The sequence below is a fragment of the Acinetobacter sp. 129952 genome, from assembly GCF_056642055.1.
Window position 1 is genome coordinate 166,535 of the sequence record NZ_JBWVSU010000007.1, and the last position, 20,686, is coordinate 187,220.

Below are 20,686 nucleotides of genomic sequence, written 5' to 3' on the forward strand. Positions count from 1 at the left end.
TCACGTGTTAAAAAGACCCAGCGATTGGGTCTTTTTTATTGCAGGGCTTCAGGCAAGACCGCAATACTGGCAGGCTTAGCCAGCTCGGTCTTCATTTTCTGCAGCATCTGATAAGGCTGCTGTTGCACAAACATATTTACGAAGGTCAAAGGAATGGAACCTTCCGGATTGGCATAACCATAGGTTGAAACCTTGACCTTATTATTAGCCAGTTTCTGAAAAGTCCAGTCGCCCTGATAATCAGTTAAACGCACATAATCCGGGTTTAAAGGATAGCCACTTTGGATGGCTTTATTCTTGATGGTGATCTGACCATTGGTTTCCTTGATCATCTTGCCCTGTACAATCAGGTCACGGTCTTTTAAGGGAAATGGAAAATCCAGCACCATATACAGGGTAAAGTCACCTTTTTTATCATCGCGGGACAGGACCTTGATGCTACCCATATAGGGAACCCATTGCACGGCATGCTCAACATTCAAAATGAGGGAAACGGCATTTTCAACAGGCGCAGTATAGGTGGTTTCAGCTTTATAGAGAAAGACCGGGTTTTGTTCATTCTGGTAAGTCCAGACCTTGATATTATTTTTATGAATACTTAGTTTAGCCGTCCCGACAGGCTTTGCCTGTGCAATGGCACCAAGCGCCACTGCACAGAGCAGGAAAATCATTTTTTGCATTTTTTATTCGTCTTATTTTAGTTTTATACTTTTTTATAAATGATTTTGACTTGGTTTTAAACCTGAATATCGTTAAAACCAAGCACGTCCTTCATATCATATTTACGCGCTTCACGGCCTACGACCCAAGCCGCAGCACGTACCGCACCAGAAGCAAAGTTCATGCGATTGGTGGCTTTATGGGTAATTTCCACCCGCTCCCCGTCGGCAATAAACATCGCGGTATGTTCACCGACAATATCGCCACCGCGAATGGTCTGGAAACCAATGCTCTTACGCTCACGCGGACCGGTATGACCTTCACGGCAATATACCGCATCTTCTTTCAGGTCACGGCCCAAAGTTTCCACAATCGCCTCACCCCACATCAAAGCTGTACCCGATGGCGCATCTACTTTGTGACGGTGATGTGCTTCAATCACTTCGATATCAACCGTATCGCCAAATACTTTAGAGGCCAGTTCAAGCAGTTTGATTGAAACGTTCACACCCACTGAATAATTCGCTGCATAAACTACAGGAGTTTCCGTGGCAGATTCCTCCAAATAGGCTTTTTGCTCGTCATTCATACCCGTCGTACCAATCACGATTGCGACCCCTGCTTCACGGCAGATTTTAAGATGATTGACGGTCGCTGCTGGCGCAGTGAAATCGATCACGACATCACAGTCTTTGACTACATCGGTAAGGCTACCCACGACCTTAACACCTGTTGCGCCAATTCCGGCAAGTTCGCCAGCATCAGCACCTAATAGTGTACTTTCAGGGCGTTCTACTGCAGCCGCCAATTGATAACCTGCTTCATGCACAGCCTGAATAAGGATACGCCCCATACGACCGCCTGCACCTAAGATCCCAATGCGTGGTGTAGCTGACATAACATAGTCCTGATGTTGATCCAAAATTGCTCTTACTATAGCAAAACTGCGGAATAACACTAAGATGCATTGCATAAAAATCAATGAAAATACTCAAAGAGCGAAATCACTGATATTGATAAGAGTTTTAATCAAGCTTAAGAAGTTAGGCTATCACTTCCGTCAAAGCTATACGATATACATCAACTTGACTCGTCATATAGTTTTTAGCAATTGCTCATATAACTTGAATAAGCTTATTCATAATTTTATCGCTATGATTTTGAAATGATTTACTGAGATTACTGATTTTTGAAGTTAAACAGACGACTTGCCAATACAGTTTTTCCTGTTCAGGCTCGCCATTATTAAGTCAGCTCAAAATCTTGATGATTTAAATCTCAGTTAGATTAACGGGATTCTTATGCAAGACTTTTACTAAATTTTAATTATGAATATCTACTTTTGAATTGATGAGTAGATAGGATTTTAAGTCTTATTGAGACTAAAAGGACTCAATTTTGCCTTATACAAAAATCAGTCCTTAGATTGAGCAAATTAATTCTCTAGCTCTTCGGGAACTTATTAAAAATAATAATACCTAAAGCAAAATTTGCCTGGTCTATACAATTTTGAAGATTTTTCCACTTAAGGTACTTTGAAAGCACATTTCAAAACTGGGACGAATATCTTCACCATCTACAGTGATATGTTTTATATTGGAATGAGATTGTGTTTTAGAAAAATGATGATCGACTGTTGCTTGAATAGCGTGTTGAGCCCCAAACTGATCCTTTACACTAATACTTTGTTTAAGCATATCTATACCTTTAATAATAGTTAAAGTGGCAAAATATCCACTAAAAATTGATGTTTCTGAATTTTATCTTTAAATAACTTTATGATTTAGCTTAAATAATTGATTTATAGAAGTATAGAATGTACGACCATCTAAGTTTAAATCTACCTCAACTCCAGATGAAAGAAGAACTCTTTTACCCACTTCAATTCTTTTTAAACCCTGACGTGTATTTTGCATTTTATTGAGAGGAATTAACGAAACAATAATTTCAGTACCATTTTTAGATTTTGCAATTAAATCATTTATTTTTAACAACTTGAATCCTGTTTTTCTAAAGATTTTTCCAATTTGGAAAATAACTTAAAATTAAATTTGAACGATAAAAAAAGCACTTATTAAGTGCTTTTTTTACTGTTTATTCTTGCTTAGATAGCAACAATATTTACAGCATTCGGTCCTTTTTGACCTTGAGCTACACTGAATTCAACCAGCTGGCCTTCAAGCAAGGTTTTAAAACCTGAACTCGCAATTTCACTGAAATGAGCAAAAACATCTGGACCTGATTCTTGTTGAATAAAACCAAAACCTTTAGTTTCGTTGAACCACTTTACAGTACCTTTAACAACATTTGAGTTTGACATAATATATCCTAATAATTTTTAATAATTTTTTAGTCATTTTATAGACTGATTATAACTTTGAAATAATAAAGAATGAGACTTAAAATCTGAAAAAAAACGAAGGATTATGACTAAAACTACGATACTTAAAGAAGATTTACCGAAACAAGACTTTTTTCTAGTTAAGTTAACTATACACGAAAAATTTAATTAATCAAGTTTTCTTATATATATATTTATTTTATTTATTAAAAAGTAAAATTTATAATTATTTCAATAAGATTAAGCTTTCATTGTCATGATAACAAAATAAGAGTAATCTGCTGTACTGCTAAATTTGATAAGTAATGAATGCGATTATATAGCTCTGTAATAACAATATTGGCCTTTTTAATTTCGGGAATGATGCTTTTTTCTCACTTACAAAATATCTATCACCCTCCAAATTTGGACTCATACTTTCTATTTAGATAGTCAAATATAAAAATAGAAACCGCTTTTTAGGCGGTTTTTATGTTTAAGCGAGACTTATCAAACAATAAATAGCATCTTCTAATCTAGAGTATCTTATCTACATAATAAAAAAGGACGCCTCAGCGTCCTTTTTTACTTTCACTCAATTAATCAAACAAACGATCAAAGAATGATTTTTTCTTTGGTGATGATTTGCTATCTTCACCATCCATGGTTTCTTGCAGTTCTTTTAACAGTTCACGTTGACGTGCACTTAAATTCACTGGAGTTTCTACCACAATACGGCACAGCAAGTCACCTTGCATGCTGGTACGTACCGGTTTAACACCCTTACCACGTAAACGGAACAGTTTACCTGTTTGCGTACCTTCAGGAATTTTCAGACTAACACGGCCATCTAGCGTAGGAATCTGAACTTCCTTACCTAAGGCTGCATCAGCAATTGATACCGGCACATCCATATACAGGTCAGCGCCATCACGCTGGAAGATTTCATGCTCACGCACCACCACTTCTACGTACAAGTCACCTGACTGACCATCACGGATTGCTTCACCCTTACCGGTCAAGCGAACGCGGTCGCCATTATCCACACCCGCAGGAATAGTGACTTCCAGAGTTTGCTGACGATCCGACACACCTGAACCATGACATTTATTACATGGGTTCTTGATGATCTTGCCCTGACCACGACAGGTACTACAAGTTTGCTGTACGGAGAAGAAACCTTGCTGCATGCGCACTTGACCAGCACCATGACAGGTACGGCAGGTTTCTACATCGTTTGGATTTTTTGAACCCTTACCATCACAGGCATCACACGGTGCCGGTGCAGTAAAGGTAATGGTTTTCTTGACGCCTTTGACCGCTTCTTCCAGGGTCAGTTCCATCACATAGCGTAAGTCAGAACCACGGCGTGCGCGTTGCTGGCCACGACCACCGCCGCCACCAAAAGCACCACCGAAAATATCACCGAACTGGCTAAAAATGTCTTCTGCGCTGAAACCACCGCCGAAGCCGCCACCGCCGCCCATACCACCTTCAAAGGCCTGATGGCCCATACGGTCGTACATGCTGCGCTTTTCACCATCAGAGAGCACTTCATAGGCTTCTGCTGCTTCTTTGAATTTCTCTTCAGCTTCAGCATTGTCCGGGTTACGGTCTGGATGATATTTCATCGCCAACTTACGGTAGGCTTTTTTGATTTCATCATCACTAGCGGTTTTAGCGACGCCCAAAACCTCATAATAATCACGTTTAGCCATGTCTGGCGATGCTCCTCACGGAATTTTGTTTAATATTCAACTGAGGTCTGAAATTGGGGTCAAACCGAGTTTTACAAGGGGAAATATGAAAAAAATTATACGCTTTAGAACACAGCTTTGTTTTGAGAGAATTTATGGATGCCTTTAAACCAGGCATTGATCAGGAAAATAAAAGCAATAAAGCTGAAAATCACTCCGGTCACCACACAGGCTTTGACCCATAACTGGCTGTCCCAGGCAAAGAAAAACAGGGGAATAAACCACAGTGCAGCAAAGATCGCCAAAATGGTATAAATCACGATATTACGCATGATCCACAGCGCCTGTGCCTGTAACCAGACTTCAGCATAATCAACTTGAGTGACTTTACGTGCGAACCAGTAAGCCAATAGTCCACTAAACAGGGTAAATAAGGCCAAAAACATGAAGACATAAGCCATCGCTACGGAACGTCGCATCTTGGTTAATGTATCTTGAGTCATGTTCGGTTCAACCTCGTTACCGTATTGGCAGCTCGGCCAATGCAGCAATTACTTATTTTTTTAAATTATAAAAATCTCAGGTGCTACTATATTGAAAATTTCCAAATTTCGCACCTGAAATTATGACAAATTTAAACAGAATTTAAACTTTTTTTCACTTTAAACCACTGTGCATATAGGGCAGGCAGAAAAAACAGGGTTAATAGTGTTGCTACAATCAAACCGCCCATAATCGCCACTGCCATCGGCCCGAAAAAAATACTACGGGACAAAGGAATCATCGCCAACACCGCAGCCAGTGCGGTCAATACGATCGGACGACAACGGCGTACCGTGGCATTGATGATGGCATCCCACTGCGACTCTCCGGCCTGAATATCCTGCTCGATCTGGTCAATTAGAATGAGCGAATTGCGCATAATCATTCCCGATAATGCAATCGTTCCGAGCATCGCAACAAAACCGAAAGGTTTATTGAAAATTAACAGGAATAACACCACTCCGATAATGCCCAAAGGTGCAGTCAGGAACACAATAAAGGCCCTTGAGATGCTCTTGAGCTGAATCATCAATAAAGTCATGACGACTGCGAGGAATAAAGGCATGCCGGCATTAACCGAGTTCTGCCCGCGAGCAGATTCTTCAACCGTACCGCCCACTTGCAGCAGATAGCCATTCGGCAGCTCTGCCCGGATTTTTCCCAGTGGCTCTTTGAGTTCATTGACCACAGTAGCGGGCTGCAACTTGCTACGAATATCGGCACGCACAGTAATGGTCGGCAAACGATTCCGATGCCAGATCAGACCTTCTTCAAAGCTGTATTCAATCTTGGCCAGCTGCGCCAAAGGTACTGATGTACCGGTCGCAGTCGGAACAGCCAGACTGGCTAAAGATGCTACCTCCACCCGTTCAGCCTGAGCACCACGTAAACGGATTTCAATCAATTCACGTTTTTCACGATACTGATCAATGCCTGCCCCCAAAATCGAGCTGTTGAGTACATTGGCCAGTTCACTGCTACTCACCCCAAGCTGACGGGCACGATCCTGATCAATCTGCAATTTGATGACTTTACTCGGCTCGCCCCAGTCCAGATGCACATTGGTGGTATTCGGATTGTCTCCCACGGTGGCTGCAACTTTCTGCGCCCATTCACGGACTAATCCTAGATCTTCACCCGACACCCGGAATTGTAGTGGATAACCCACAGGTGGGCCATTTTCCAGCAAGGACACCCTGGTACGCACTTCTGGCAATAACTTTCGAATCTGGTCACTTAAGGATTTACGGATTTCATTTCGATCCTCTAAAGAGGATGCCAGCACCACAAACTGGGCAAAACTGGTTTGCGGCAACTGCTGATCGAGCGGTAAATAGAAACGTGGAGAACCCATCCCGACATAAGCCACATAGTTATCAATGCCCTCTTGTTTCGATAAAAAGGCTTCTACTTTTTTTACTGCAGCTTCAGTGGCCTTCAGTGAAGCACCTTCTTCAAGTTTGAGATCCACCAGAATTTCAGCCCGGTTCGAGGGTGGGAAAAACTGCTGCGGCACCAGCTTAAACATTAAAATAGACAGAATAAAAATTCCGACCGTGGCAACAATGACAGTTTTACGATAGGTCACACAGGCATCGACCCAACGGCGAAAGCCCTGATAAAACCGGGTTTGATAAGGGTCATAATGTTCTCCGGCATGATGCACAATCGGCTGAGGTTCTGGCTGTTTGCGTAGACGTGCCCAGAGACGCTGATACCACGGCGCTTTCTGAATTAAATCCTTGTTGAAATCCGGCAGAAGTTTATCGCCTAAATATGGCACAAACAGTACCGCGGCAATCCAGGACACCAGCAATGCAATGGTCACCACCTGGAAAATCGAACGGGTATATTCCCCGGTACTCGATGCTGCAGTGGCGATCGGCAGGAAACCGGCAGCGGTAATCAGGGTGCCTGTCAGCATTGGAAAAGCCGTGGTGCGCCAGGCATGCCCGGCCGCCTGTAAACGGCTATAACCCTGCTCCATCTTAATCGCCATCATTTCAATGGCGATAATGGCATCATCGACCAAAAGACCGAGAGCCAGAATCAGGGCCCCCAGGGAAATTTTATGCAGTCCGACATCAAACAGCTGCATACCGGCAAAAGTCATGGCCAGCACCAGCGGAATCGAGAAAGCCACCACCAGACCGGTCCGGAAACCGAGCGAGAAAAAACTGACCAGCAATACGATAACCACCGCTTCTGCCAGCACTTTCATAAATTCGTTAATACTGCGTTTGACTGCCACCGGCTGATCGGAGACTTTTTGCAGCTCCATGCCGAGTGGCAGAGCTTTTTGCAGGCGGGCGAATTCCTGTTCCAGATTTTTACCCAAGGCAATGATGTCCCCACCCTTGCGCATCGATACAGCAATACCAATGCCGTTTTCGCCCATAAAGCGCATCCGGGGCTGTGCCGGATCACTAAAGCCTCGATAGACTTCTGCGACATCTCCCAGCTGAATGGTTTTGCCATTGACCAGCAGCGGCATCTGTCTTAATTCTTCAACACTGTTTAATGCACCACTGACCCGCACCTGAATCCGGTCTGAACCGGTTTCAAAAAAACCGGACTGGGTGGTGGCATTTTGCTGCTGCAGGGCTTGCTGAATCGCCATGACTGGAACGCCCAGCTGAATGGCCTTGGTATTGGAAATCTCAATCCAGATTTTCTGGTCTTGTAGGCCAATCAGCTCAACTTTGGCAACATCTTTGACCCGTTGCAGTTGCAGCTGTAAGCGGTCGGCGTATTCCTTGAGGGTCGCATAGTCAAAATCTTTACCCTTGAGCACATAAATATTGCCAAAGGTGTCGCCAAATTCATCATTAAAGAACGGCCCTTGTACCCCTTGTGGCAATTCATGCCGGATATCGCCCACCTTCTTGCGCACGTTATACCAGACATCAGCGACATCTTTCGAAGCCAGGGAATCCTTGGCAACAAAAGTCACCATGGATTCACCCGGACGCGAATAGGCCATGATGCGGTCATACTGTCCCGTGGTCATCAGTTCCTTTTCAATCCGGTCAGTGACCTGTAGGGATACTTCTTTGGCACTGGCACCCGGCCAGTAAGTCTGGATCACCATGACTTTAAAGGTAAAAGGTGGATCTTCACTTTGTGACAGTTTGGAATAAGAGACGATGCCGATCAGACCGAGCAGGATCATGAAATACAGCACCAGACCTTTATTTTTTAAAGCCCATTCCGACAGGTTAAAGTTCATGCTTAACTCCCTGCCTGAATGGTCACACGACGGTTTTCACGATCAATCGGATTGATTTTTTGCTGGTTACGCAGCAGATGTACGCCACCAATCACCACATAGTCTTCCGGCTTGAGCCCACTGAGTACAGGAACACTGTCCCGGCCATAGGCACCGAGCTGGACCGGGACTTTACGTAAGGTATGATCGGGCTGGACCACCATGACATAAGCCTGCTGATCCGTTGCCGAGACACTGGATAGCGGCACACTAAGCATATTATTGCGGCTGTGCTGAAAAAATACCCGGGCACTTTGTCCCAGCTGGATCTGGCCATTGCCTTCACGTAAGGAAACTTTAACCCTGAAGGTACGCGACTGGTCCGCTGCCGGTGAAATCTCGCGAACAAACGCGGTAAATTTTTCTTCAGGTTTGGACCATAATGTCACTGTAGCTGCCTGTCCAACTTTGATCTCCGAAATAGCCTGTTCCGGTACCCCAATCACCACTTCACGCTCACCGGCAATTGCCAATTCATACGCCGCCTGCCCGGCAGCAACCACCTGACCAGTTTCAATATTGCGCGCAGTGATCACGCCGTTTCTGGTGGCAATCAGCTGGTTATAAGCAGTCTGGTTTTTAGCGGTATCATAGTTGGATTGTGCCTGCTTCAGATTTGACAGGGCGGTCTTGTACTGGTTTTCGATCGCGTCATATTGTGAGCGGCTCACGGCATTGGATGGCAATAACTGCTTGAAACGTTGTAATTCATCCTGAGCAATCTTAGTGGCAGACTGTGCGCTTTCCAGCTGGGCGCGTGCTGCATTCAGCTGCAGCTGGGCATCTTTGACATCCAGAGTTGCCAGGACTTGCCCGACTTTGACCTGGTCACCCACATCGGCGAAGCGCTGGGTCACCTGCCCAGCGACCCGAAAGGCCAGCGCCGTTTGCTGGCGCGCCTGCACATCACCGGCATAACTTTTTAATTCATGCTGTGAAGTGGTGGGTGTGGCCACCATGACAAAGGGAACTTCCTGTTCTGCTGCAGCAGTATCTTTGCTGCACCCGGTTAAGGTCACGCTACAAAGCACCACCATGCCAGCCAATACGCTGTAAATCCTGCTCATCTTATTCGCTCTTATCTGATCATCTTTTTTAGGGCAAACTATGCTGATATATTGAATTGCTTGTTTTTTAATTAATATACCACCCGGTACACTAATTACAACTGAATCATCAAAGCAATGACCGTGTTGACTTTTTTTGGAAGAAATTGTGCAAATACCTGTAGGACGACCCAAGGATCTGGAAAAGCGTCAGCGCATACTCAGCGTGGCCAAAGCGCTGTTTTTAGCGCATGGCTATCATGCCTCCAGCATGAACCAGATTGCACGTGAGGCAGGTGTAACCAAGCTGACGGTGTATAACCATTTTCAGGATAAGGCGACCCTGTTTAGCTGTGCGATTGAGGATACCTGTGAAGCCATTCTGCATGAACATCCTCAACTCTTGCAGCCGAGCAGTGACTTTGCGCAGGAGTTTTATCAGGCCTGTCAGCGCGCTTTAAATATTATTCATTTACCAGAAGCGATCAAGCTGGACCTGCTACTGATGGAACTGGCCTCGCAGCAAAGTCCTCTGGCAGAACAATTTTATCAGGCCTCGCATAGCAAACTGGATGCAGTCTGGAATGATTTCTTTGCTCTGGCCCAGCAATACCGCTTTATTCGGGTCGATCTTCCAGAAAAACAGACCGAGCTGATCGTGTCCCTGCTGACGGGAACCCGTCATCAGAAAATCCTGCTGGGTCTCAGCCCTCCCCCTTCAAGCGCAGAACAGCAACAGATTATTAGCGAGGCCATTGAACTGTTTATGCTGAAATATGCCCTGCCGGATTAACTCCTTTCTTTCGGACTGATCACCGATCACCGTATGTGGCCTAAAAGTTGCTAAAAAAGTAGCCAATGCTCTGCAACTTTTGTCTCTAGGGGACTTGGATTGTCATGCAGTCGCGGTATAGTCAAAGCATGCATGTGAGGGAATAAAAAATGATTCAACAGATTGATGCACCACTACGCGAAGACGTACGCTTACTGGGTAATTTGCTTGGGGAAACCTTAAAATTACATGCCGGGCAGGATTTGTTTAATCAGATCGAGCAGATCCGTGCCCTGTCCAAAGGCGCTCGCGATGGACAGGTCGAAGCAGAAAAACAACTGGAACAACTGTTTTTGAGTCTGGAAGATGCAGAAATCCTGCCACTGACCCGTGCTTTTACCCACTTTTTAAACTTTGCCAATATTGCCGAACAATATCATGTGGTACGTCGTCGCCGTCAGAGCGAGTTTGATGACACTGCAGAATCGCCCAATCCTCTGGTGCCTTTATTTGAAAAATTTAAACAGCAGGAGATTTCTGCCGATACGCTGTATCAGCAAATCTGTGAACTGAAAATTGAACTGGTCCTGACCGCCCATCCCACAGAAGTCAGCCGCCGCACCCTGATTCAAAAATATGATGGCATCAATAATGCCCTGTCCAAATTCGACCAGCAGAAACTGACGCCACGTGAACGTCAGGCAGTCCTGGCCGATCTGAAACAGCTGATCAGCTCCGCCTGGCAAACCGATGAAATCCGTCAGCATCGCCCGACTCCGATCGATGAAGCCAAATGGGGTTTTACCACCATTGAACAGACCCTGTGGAATGCGGTCCCGAAATTTATCCGCGAACTAAATGGCATGGTGCAAGCGCAATGTGGCCAGAACCTGCCCTTAGATGTAGCGCCAGTACGTTTTGCCTCCTGGATGGGTGGTGACCGTGATGGCAACCCGAATGTCACCCACACCGTCACTCAGGAAGTACTGTGGCTGTCGCGCTGGAAAGCAGCCGACCTTTATGTACGTGATATTGAAAACCTGCGCTGGGAACTGTCCATTCAGCAATGTAGTCCGGAAATTTCCGAAGCCTTGGGCCAGCCCCATCCTGAACCCTATCGTGAATATTTACGTGACACCCGTACCCGCCTGAAAGCGACGCGGCACTGGCTGGCAGAAAAATTAAAAGGCAATGATGCCGATGACAGTCTGGTGATTAAAAGTAAAGACGAACTTTTACAACCGCTCCTGACCTGCTACCGCTCGCTGATGGACTGCAATCTGGCCGAAATTGCCAATGGCAGCCTGCTGGACTTTATTTACCGGGTCAACAGTTTTGGGATCGAACTGCTAAAACTGGATATCCGTCAGGAATCCGGCCGTCACCGTCAGGCAATTTCAGCCATTACTGAATATTTGGGACTGGGGAATTTTGAAACCTGGACCGAACAGGCCCGTCAAAACTTTTTACTGCAGGAATTGCAAAGCAAGCGTCCATTACTGCCGAAACATCTGAATGAACCGGCCGGCAGCCTGATTGAACATCCGGATGTACAGGAAGTCTTTGCCACCATGCGCACACTGGCTGAACAGCCGAGCGAGTCTCTGGGTGCCTATATTATTTCCATGGCAGAATATCCAAGTGATGTGTTGGCGGTACTGCTTTTACAAAAAGAAGCCGGCATCGAGCAGGCGTTAAGGGTTGTTCCCCTGTTTGAAACCTTAAAAGACCTGGATGGTGCAGCCGCAACCATGTCAACCCTGTTCAATATGCACTGGTACAAACAGCATATTCAGGGCAAACATGAAGTCATGATTGGCTATTCGGATTCTGCCAAGGATGCCGGCTTTATGTCGGCCAACTGGGCGCAGTATCGTGCTCAGGAAGAACTGACCGCAGTTGCCCAGCAACATGGCGTGCAATTGACCCTGTTTCATGGTCGTGGCGGTTCGATCAGCCGTGGTGGTGCGCCAACCCAGCAAGCCTTGTTCTCTCAGCCACCGGGCTCTATTTCCGGTGCAATCCGGGTGACTGAACAGGGCGAAATGATCCGCTTTAAATTCGGGCTGGAAGAAATCGCGCTGCAAAATCTGGAAATTTATACTGCTGCAACCCTGGAAGCGACCCTGCTCCCGCCACCTGAGCCAAAACAGGAATGGCGCGACCTGATGCATCAAATGACCGAACTGTCGGTTCAGGTCTATCGCCAGACCGTACGGGAAAATCCGCATTTTGTAAAATACCTGCGTACCGTTACTCCTGAGCTTGAACTACAAATGCTGCCGCTGGGTTCACGTCCCGCCAAACGTAAAGTCAGCGGCGGGATTGAATCCTTGCGTGCCATTCCCTGGGTATTTGCCTGGACCCAGATTCGCCTGATGTTGCCTGCCTGGCTCGGTACCGGTGCTGCGCTGAATGAAGTCGTGGATCAAGGACAACGTAATGCACTCGATGAAATGCTGGCCGAGTGGCCATATTTCCAGACCCTAATTGATATGCTGGAAATGGTACTTTCTAAAGCCGATGCCCATGTAGCGCTCTATTACGAATCGCATCTGACCCAGGATGAAGATCTGAAAGTTCTGGGGACAGAATTGCGCCAGCGTTTGCAGGATGCCGTACAAACCTTGTTAAGCTTGAAAGGTGAATCGAAACTCCTGAGCAGCAACGGTGTACTGGATCAGTCCATGAAGGTACGTAAACCGTATCTGCTACCCTTGCACTTGCTGCAAGCTGAACTGATGAAACGTCGCCGTTTATATCTGGAACAGCAACAGGCCGAAAACACCCCAGTAGATCACGCGCTGATGGTCAGTATTGCCGGGATTGCAGCCGGTCTGCGTAATACTGGCTAAGCAAAAATGCCCATTTGAAAGCACATCCTGGTGATGTGCTTTTTTATTGACCAGTCAATAGCCAGGAAATATTTTATTTTATATAGTAAATCAGATTTATTTATAGATACCCCTATTCATAATAAGAAATTAATCTACTGATTTCACTTTACTTTTAACCCAGTCTTCTTTTACCGCCCGGTAAAATCTTAAATAAAGTCATAGAATTAATTTGAACAAAAATTTTGTTTAAGTGATTAAATCTTCTAAAGAACAAGAGTATGATGTGCACAATTTATCTTTTGAGTGCTCATTTTATGTCCAGTTGGTTTCCCAAATGGCGCCCTTATGAGGGTAGTATCGATGCACGACCAGTAGGTACCGCAGAGTATTTGCCACCCGCACAAACGGTCATTTTGGGTGTACAACATGCTTTTGCCATGTTTGGCGCGACTGTACTGGCACCTTTTTTAATGGGCTTTGATCCTAACCTGGCGATTCTAATGTCAGGGATCTGTACTATTCTGTTCTTTTTAATCACCGGTGGCCGGGTTCCAAGTTATCTAGGTTCAAGCTTTGCCTTTATTGGTGTGGTCATCGCAGCAACAGGTTATGCGGGTGGTGGCGGACTGAATCCAAATATTGGCGTTGCAGCAGGCGGGATTATCGCATGTGGCATCTTCTATGCACTCATGGGCTTTCTGGTCATGGCGACGGGCACCCGCTGGATTGAAAAGCTGATGCCACCGGTAGTGACCGGTGCCGTGGTGATGATCATTGGCCTGAACCTTGCTCCAGTCACAGTGAAAAGTGTGATGGGCAATACCTTCAATATGTGGATGTCTCTGGTCACTGTGTTGTGCATGGGTTCAATTGCCGTATTCACCCGTGGCTTATTACAGCGCCTGCTGTTATTGGTTGGCCTGTTATTGGCTTATCTGATTTACTTCGTACTCAGTAATGTCATGGGTTATGGCACTGCGATCAACTTCCTTCCTATTCAGCAAGCAGCCTGGTTCGGTTTACCGACTTTCCACGCGCCGACCTTTGAATTGAATGCCATGTTGATCATTGCACCGATTGCCTTGATTCTGGTGGCTGAAAATCTGGGCCATATTAAAGCCGTAGGCGCGATGACCGGTGAAAACCTCGATCCGCATATTGGTAAAGCCTTTGTGGCAGATGGTGTTGCAACCACTTTAGCCGGTGGTGTAGGTGCGCCGGGTATGACTACCTATGGTGAAAACATTGGTGTGATGGCCGTGACACGGGTTTACTCGACCATCATCTTTGCAGTCGCGGGTGTCTTTGCTGTGTTCCTGGGTTTATCGCCTAAGTTTGGTGCGATTATTCACACGATTCCGACAGCGATTCTGACCGGTGCTTCGATTGTAGTCTTTGGTTTGATTACCATTGCTGGTGCCAAAATCTGGATTGAGAACAAGGTCGATTTCTCGCAGAACAAGAACCTGATGGTGGCTGCGGTGACCATTATTTTAGGTACGGGTGATTTTGCCCTGACTTTTGGCAGCTTCAATCTGGGTGGTATTGGTACGGCAACGTTTGCTGCACTGATCCTGAACTGGTTTTTTAGCCTGGCCGATAAAAAATAAAACTCGAAATAAAAGTATTGAGCAGCCGAATGGCTGCTTTTTTTATCTTTATATTTTTCAACTTTGCGATTAAAGAAATGAAAAGAAGCCCCGCAAGGCTTCTATTAAAGCACGTGTCTGTTTAAGGACGAAACTCTTTCAGTTCACGTTGAATAAAGTATTGGAACATTTCACGGTATAGATGTTCAATAAACTCCTGATCGACACCTTGTTTTTGCGCCAGAGCTCTGACATTTTCTACAATCTGCTCCATACGTTCCGGTGACTGTAAATCGGTTTCGGTTTTTTTGAAACGGGTGGTTTGATCAACATAAAATTGACGCGCAGCGATCAGCTCAACTAAAGCTGTATCAATGGCATCGATCTGTTGACGTGCATGTTCTAGTGATTCAGCTTTGATCTTTTCCATGTTTTTTCAGTTCACTTTCAGTTTGATTATTACTCTTATACTTTTCTTCTAACACATTACTGAAAATACTTTCAATCATCCAGACCCGATATAAGCTATTAAATGTATAACTTTGATCATCTATGCGCAGTTCCAGTACCGGGAAATTCGGCTGGGACTTCATTTCACAGAGCATATCATTGTCCTGCAGCTTGGCCAGAATATCGTCCTGGGTCAAATCGACAATATTTAACTGTTGCTGCAAACGTTTGAAATGGGGTGCATAAGACAGGTCTTCACCACGGGTCCAGACGGCCTGCAAGATCTGGTACATCGCCTCGATCCGCTGCTCCTCGGGACAGCTATAAAATAATTGTGCCATTGGCGCAATCGCCTGCTCGGTCGGTCGGCAGAACGGAGTGAATTCAACTTCCGTCCGTTTGGATAACCGTGTGGCCAGACTCCAGTCAAAGTCATCTCGTCCACGATAGGACAAGGGATAGACATTCAGCTGGATATTATAATAATCCGCCAGTTCCTCCTTGATATAGGCCAGCAACAGCCAGGAAATCGGATCTTCCAGCGCGATATACAAGTCCAATTCCGGATCCATCGACTGGATTTCGTTCAGCTCCTCGGCATCACTGATCAGATGCTCACGCCATTCAATGTGATCGATCATAAAAATCGGATTACCGGTCAGCAGTTTTTGCTGCTCCAGACGCCGGGTCAGACGCAACAGGTCATCGACCGCCTGATACTGGCGACCGCCTAAATTAAAATAGCTGGCCAGAATCGGAGTCTGGTCAAAAATACGTTCAGGAAAATCCTGTGGCTGATGGTGGCGACTGGCCATGGCATAAAGAGTTCGTAATTTTCCGGTCTGTTTTTGCCAAAGCATATGGAAGACATCTTCCAGCAAATACAGGAAATCCTGTCCACGCAGCGGCGTATGTCGCAAAATCAGTTCGGCCTGTTTTAAGGCCTCAGCGCTCGGTAATTCCGGCGTATCATGAAAACTGAAACGATGCTGTTTTGACAAGATTTTTGCATCATTAATCGTGTAGTGCTGCCATTCATCAAAAGACATCTGGTTCGGCGCTTCGGCATGCTCACTGGAAATGATCACTTTCAGCGGCTTGAGTTCTGGACTTAAAATTTCTTCGAGCTGGGGCAACTGCTGTACCGCCAGATAACTGTACACATCATCCAGTCTTAAATGGATACTCAGCCCATCTTGAATAGATAACACCGTTTGACGGGTCGGTTTTTGGTAAAACCAACTCGATCGGATTGGATCAAACCAACGGCGTAACAGGGACATGAGATCGGCCTCGACAACAATGACGGTGCGCAGCTCAACATATGAGAAGCTGCGCAGAATAATCTATTTTTAAGATCGCAGAAGCCAAAGCCCTGCATGCTGTAAAAACTTATATCAAGTCATAAGCAAATGTTCAATGTTTAACAATGGATTAGAGGTCAAGATTCAGGTCAGTGACCGCCCCGGTTTCTGCACCTGAAGTCAGTTTGGCGAATTTAGCCAGCGCACCGTGGGTATAGTTTGGCTGAGGTTTGGTCCAGGCCGCTTGACGTGCAGCAATTTCTTCTTCCGCGACATGCCAGGTCATTTCCCGAGTTTCGGCATTAATCGAAATCTGATCACCATTTTGCACCAGACCAATCGGGCCGCCCTCATAAGCTTCTGGCGTCACATGACCAATCACGAAACCATGACTGCCGCCAGAGAAGCGTCCGTCAGTAATTAAAGCCACCGAAGCGCCCAGACCTTTACCAATAATCGCAGAAGTCGGTTTCAGCATTTCCGGCATGCCCGGACCACCTTTAGGGCCGACGCCACGAATCACCACCACTTCACCCGGCTGGACTTCGCCATCCAGAATCCCGCGCATGGCACCCTGCTCGCCTTCAAAGACCCGTGCCGGGCCAGCAAAATGCAGACCTTCCTTACCGGTAATCTTGGCCACAGCGCCCTTCGGCGACAGATTGCCTTTCAAAATCACCAGATGGGAATCTTTTTTCACGGGCGCATCAAAAGGCAGAATAATCTGCTGACCTTCCGGATAGTCCTGCACATCGGCCAGGTTTTCTGCCAGCGTCTTACCTGTGACCGTTAAACAGGACCCATCCAGCATGCCGGCATCCAGCATGCGCTTCATCAGTGGTTGAATCCCACCAATCGCAATCAGTTCTGACATTAAATATTTCCCGGATGGACGCACATCGGCCACCACCGGAATATCTTTGCCAATTCGGACAAAGTCATCCAGACTCAATTCAACCCCTGCGGTATGCGCCATGGCTAGCAGATGCAACACGCCATTGGTCGAACCACCCAGCGCAATCAAGACCTTGATCGAATTTTCAAAAGCAGCCTTGGTCATGATGTCACGTGGCTTGATATCCAGTCGTAACAGATTCATGACTGCTTCACCGGCACGGGCACAGTCGATTTGCTTGTCATCCGAAATCGCTTCCTGTGCCGAGGAGCCCGGCAGGCTCATACCGAGTGCTTCAATTGCAGAGGCCATCGAGTTGGCCGTATACATGCCGCCACAAGAGCCCGGACCCGGCAAGGATACTTCTTCAATATGCTTGACTTGAATCGCGTTAATTTCACCTTTGGCATATTGACCGACTGCTTCAAATACCGAAATCATGTCGGTATGGCCTTCGCCGGGTTTGATGGTTCCACCATAAATAAACAGACCGGGGCGGTTTAGACGTGCCAGTCCCATGATGCAACCCGGCATGTTTTTATCACAGCCACCAATCGCGATGACTCCATCATAAGCCTGGCAACCCACGACCGTTTCAATGGAGTCTGCGATCACTTCCCGTGATAGCAGTGAATATTTCATACCTTCCGTGCCATTGGAAATACCATCTGAAATCGTAATGGTATTAAAGATAATGCCCTTACCACCCGCAGCACTGACGCCCTGCTCGACTGTTCTGGCCAGACCATCAATATGCATATTACATGGTGTGACATTGGCCCAGGTCGAAGCGATACCAATAAATGGCCGTTTAAAATCGGCATCTTTAAAACCGGTAGCACGCATCATGGAACGCGCCGGTGCATTTTCAATGCCTTCATAAACGGGGGCTGAATGCTCGCGGATATTATCTTTACTCATTATTCTCTTCCTGGGCGATGACCAATTTTAAGCGTCAGTCTTGGACAATTTATTTTAAGGACATTGTATAGAATTAAAACAAAGCAATACAGCTTTCAGCTGCTTCTATAATATTTGATACATGCCAAAGTCATCTGCAACTGTCCGAGGCAGGACTACAATTAATATTTACTGTTTCTGCGATATAAGTGAAAAATGCTAGTTTCGGACGAGTTTTGCAGATGATAGTAGTTTTGCCTACTTTTGCCGAAACAAAAGTAGGTCGAACCGAAGGTTATAAACTGCAATTAAACAATTTCCTTTAAGACCCCCGTCTTATTGAATCTATAAATTTCAAATAAAAAAAAGCACCCCATCTGGAGTGCTTTTTAAATCTGTAAAATTACAAATTAGATATCACGTACTGCACCTTTCGAGGCACTGGTGGTATGCATCGCATACGCTTTGAGTGCTTTAGACACTTTACGAGGACGCTGTTCAGCAGGCTGCCAGCCTTTGGCTTCTTGGGCTTCACGACGTGCTGCCATGGTTGCATCATCCACTGCCAGGTGAATGGTACGGTTTGGAATATCAATTTCGATACGGTCACCATCTTCAACCAGACCAATCGCACCACCTTCCGCTGCTTCAGGAGACACGTGACCAATCGACAGACCAGATGAACCACCCGAGAAACGGCCATCTGTTAAAAGTGCACAGTCTTTACCCAAACCTTTCGATTTGAGATAACTGGTCGGGTACAGCATTTCCTGCATGCCCGGACCACCACGTGGACCTTCGTAGCGAATCACCACAACATCACCCGCAGTGATTTTGCCGCCAAGAATGGCTTCAACTGCAGCATCCTGACTTTCAAACACACGTGCAGTCCCGTTGAATTTCAGGATTGAATCATCCACACCTGCTGTTTTTACGATACAGCCTTCTAGTGCGATGTTGCCATAAAGTACTGCCAGGCCACCATCTTGCGAGAATGCATTGGCTGCATTACGGATCACACCATTGTCACGGTCACCATCTAAACGTGCATAATAACGGTCTTGCGAGAATGCGGTTTGCGTTGGTACACCGCCCGGCGCTGACTTAAAGAATTGATAGACGTCTTCATCTTCAGTACGGATGATGTCCCATTTATCCAAGGCATCTTTTAAAGTTTTTTCATGGACCGTTGGAACAGAAGTATCCAGTAAGCCTGCACGATCCAGTTCGCCCAGAATCGACATGATGCCACCGGCACGGTGTACATCTTCCATATGGACATCCTGTTTCGCCGGCGCAACTTTACATAGTACCGGCACATTACGTGACAAACGGTCGATATCGGTCATAGTAAAGTCGACTTCAGCTTCGTGTGCTGCTGCCAACAAATGCAGAACAGTATTGGTTGAACCACCCATGGAAATGTCTAAAGTCATGGCATTTTCAAACGCTGCTTTGGTTGCGATTGAACGTGGCAACAAGCTGTAGTCATTTTGCTCATAATGACGTTTAGTGATTTCAACAATCAGTTGACCCGCACGCTCGAATAATTTTTTACGATTTGCGTGGGTTGCCAGGGTTGAACCATTACCCGGAAGCGATAAACCAAGTGCTTCAGTCAAACAGTTCATCGAGTTTGCAGTGAACATGCCTGAACATGAACCACAGGTTGGGCAAGCTGAACGCTCATATTCAGCGACTTCTTCGTCAGTGAAGCTGTCATCTGCTGCAACAATCATGGCATCAACCAAGTCAATGGCTTTTTCATTGCCACGGATTTTGACCTTGCCCGCTTCCATTGGACCGCCAGAGACAAATACCACCGGAATGTTCAGGCGCATCGCAGCCATTAACATGCCTGGGGTGATCTTGTCACAGTTCGAGATACACACCATCGCATCGGCACAATGGGCATTGACCATGTACTCGACCGAGTCTGCAATCAGGTCACGCGAAGGCAATGAATACAACATACCGTCATGACCCATCGCGATGCCGTCATCGACCGCAATAGTATTGAATTCTTTGGCCACGCCGCCTGACGCTTCAATTTGACGTGCCACCAGCTGACCCAGGTCTTTAAGATGCACATGACCTGGTACAAACTGGGTGAACGAGTTCACCACCGCAATAATCGGCTTACCAAAATCTTCATCTTTCATGCCGGTAGCACGCCATAAACCGCGTGCGCCAGCCATATTTCTTCCGTGTGTCGATGTTTTTGAACGATAGTCAGGCATTTTATATTTCCAACAAAGTTTGAGCTTGCAATGAATCGGGCAGATCCACTCTGGCTAAATCATACTGACAAGGAGCTTAAATCAGTTGAATTTTAAACCTATCATACTACAAGCCCTTGATTTACAAGATGGCCTTCTGGGTGTAGATGCAGGCAAAAATGTCTA

16 protein-coding genes are annotated in these 20,686 nt (G+C 46.0%); 3 read left to right on the top strand and 13 right to left on the bottom strand.

The annotated features are described in order from the left end of the window. Positions 1-35: 35 nt before the first annotated feature. From AC1IR0_RS09945 to AC1IR0_RS09985, 9 genes are all read right to left on the bottom strand, one after another. Positions 36-680, bottom strand: coding sequence for an START domain-containing protein (locus AC1IR0_RS09945; protein ID WP_409654334.1), 645 nt, complete (start codon positions 678-680; stop codon positions 36-38). Between the two features lie 56 nt (positions 681-736). After that, positions 737-1,558: a 4-hydroxy-tetrahydrodipicolinate reductase gene (gene dapB / locus AC1IR0_RS09950; protein WP_253173250.1), complete on the bottom strand. Its 822-nt coding sequence runs from the start codon at positions 1,556-1,558 to the stop codon at positions 737-739. Between the two features lie 601 nt (positions 1,559-2,159). Beyond that, positions 2,160-2,357: a hypothetical protein gene (locus AC1IR0_RS09955; RefSeq protein WP_004280859.1), complete on the bottom strand. Its 198-nt coding sequence runs from the start codon at positions 2,355-2,357 to the stop codon at positions 2,160-2,162. Between the two features lie 69 nt (positions 2,358-2,426). Continuing rightward, entirely contained in the window at positions 2,427-2,654 is a 228-nt protein-coding gene (locus tag AC1IR0_RS09960) for a hypothetical protein (protein WP_004280858.1), read from the bottom strand. A 110-nt stretch (positions 2,655-2,764) separates the two neighbouring features. Further along, positions 2,765-2,980, bottom strand: coding sequence for a cold-shock protein (locus tag AC1IR0_RS09965; RefSeq protein WP_005105001.1), 216 nt, complete (start codon positions 2,978-2,980; stop codon positions 2,765-2,767). 599 nt (positions 2,981-3,579) lie between these two features. Continuing rightward, a complete protein-coding gene (dnaJ, locus tag AC1IR0_RS09970) occupies positions 3,580-4,698 on the bottom strand; it encodes a molecular chaperone DnaJ (RefSeq protein ID WP_005104999.1) in 1,119 nt (372 codons plus the stop codon). A gap of 104 nt (positions 4,699-4,802) precedes the next feature. Next, complete coding sequence (locus tag AC1IR0_RS09975) at positions 4,803-5,180, bottom strand: hypothetical protein (RefSeq protein ID WP_005245471.1); 378 nt, start codon at positions 5,178-5,180, stop codon at positions 4,803-4,805. A 131-nt stretch (positions 5,181-5,311) separates the two neighbouring features. After that, complete coding sequence (locus AC1IR0_RS09980; RefSeq protein ID WP_311204076.1) at positions 5,312-8,449, bottom strand: efflux RND transporter permease subunit; 3,138 nt, start codon at positions 8,447-8,449, stop codon at positions 5,312-5,314. A gap of 2 nt (positions 8,450-8,451) precedes the next feature. Then, on the bottom strand, positions 8,452-9,555 hold the full coding sequence (locus AC1IR0_RS09985; protein WP_409654341.1) for an efflux RND transporter periplasmic adaptor subunit: 1,104 nt from the start codon (positions 9,553-9,555) through the stop codon (positions 8,452-8,454). A gap of 148 nt (positions 9,556-9,703) precedes the next feature. Between AC1IR0_RS09985 and AC1IR0_RS09990 the strand changes: the two genes are divergently transcribed. The 3 genes from AC1IR0_RS09990 to AC1IR0_RS10000 all read left to right on the top strand — a co-directional run bounded on the left by AC1IR0_RS09990 (position 9,704) and on the right by AC1IR0_RS10000 (position 14,753). Next, on the top strand, positions 9,704-10,327 hold the full coding sequence (locus tag AC1IR0_RS09990) for a TetR/AcrR family transcriptional regulator (RefSeq protein ID WP_409666686.1): 624 nt from the start codon (positions 9,704-9,706) through the stop codon (positions 10,325-10,327). A gap of 149 nt (positions 10,328-10,476) precedes the next feature. Further along, positions 10,477-13,161 carry a phosphoenolpyruvate carboxylase gene (ppc, locus tag AC1IR0_RS09995; protein ID WP_409654344.1) on the top strand — a complete coding sequence of 895 codons (2,685 nt, stop codon included), beginning with the start codon at positions 10,477-10,479 and terminating at the stop codon, positions 13,159-13,161. A gap of 296 nt (positions 13,162-13,457) precedes the next feature. Beyond that, entirely contained in the window at positions 13,458-14,753 is a 1,296-nt protein-coding gene (locus tag AC1IR0_RS10000) for a solute carrier family 23 protein (protein ID WP_247144178.1), read from the top strand. Positions 14,754-14,874: 121 nt separating this feature from the next. On the opposite strand, the gene AC1IR0_RS10005 is transcribed toward AC1IR0_RS10000, so the two are convergent. From AC1IR0_RS10005 to ilvD (AC1IR0_RS10020), 4 genes are all read right to left on the bottom strand, one after another. Continuing rightward, on the bottom strand, positions 14,875-15,162 hold the full coding sequence (locus tag AC1IR0_RS10005; RefSeq protein ID WP_005094791.1) for a chorismate mutase: 288 nt from the start codon (positions 15,160-15,162) through the stop codon (positions 14,875-14,877). Next, the gene (locus AC1IR0_RS10010; RefSeq protein WP_005108268.1) at positions 15,143-16,465 is read right to left on the bottom strand and encodes a hypothetical protein; all 1,323 of its coding nucleotides are present in this window, start codon (positions 16,463-16,465) and stop codon (positions 15,143-15,145) included. Before AC1IR0_RS10010 ends, AC1IR0_RS10005 begins: the two co-directional genes overlap by 20 nt. A gap of 151 nt (positions 16,466-16,616) precedes the next feature. After that, positions 16,617-18,302, bottom strand: a complete 1,686-nt coding sequence (gene ilvD / locus AC1IR0_RS10015) for a dihydroxy-acid dehydratase (protein ID WP_005108266.1) — start codon at positions 18,300-18,302, stop codon at positions 16,617-16,619. Positions 18,303-18,691: 389 nt separating this feature from the next. Continuing rightward, positions 18,692-20,521 (bottom strand): dihydroxy-acid dehydratase, encoded by a 1,830-nt coding sequence (ilvD, locus tag AC1IR0_RS10020; protein WP_409654353.1) that lies wholly within the window; start codon positions 20,519-20,521, stop codon positions 18,692-18,694. Positions 20,522-20,686 lie beyond the last annotated feature (165 nt).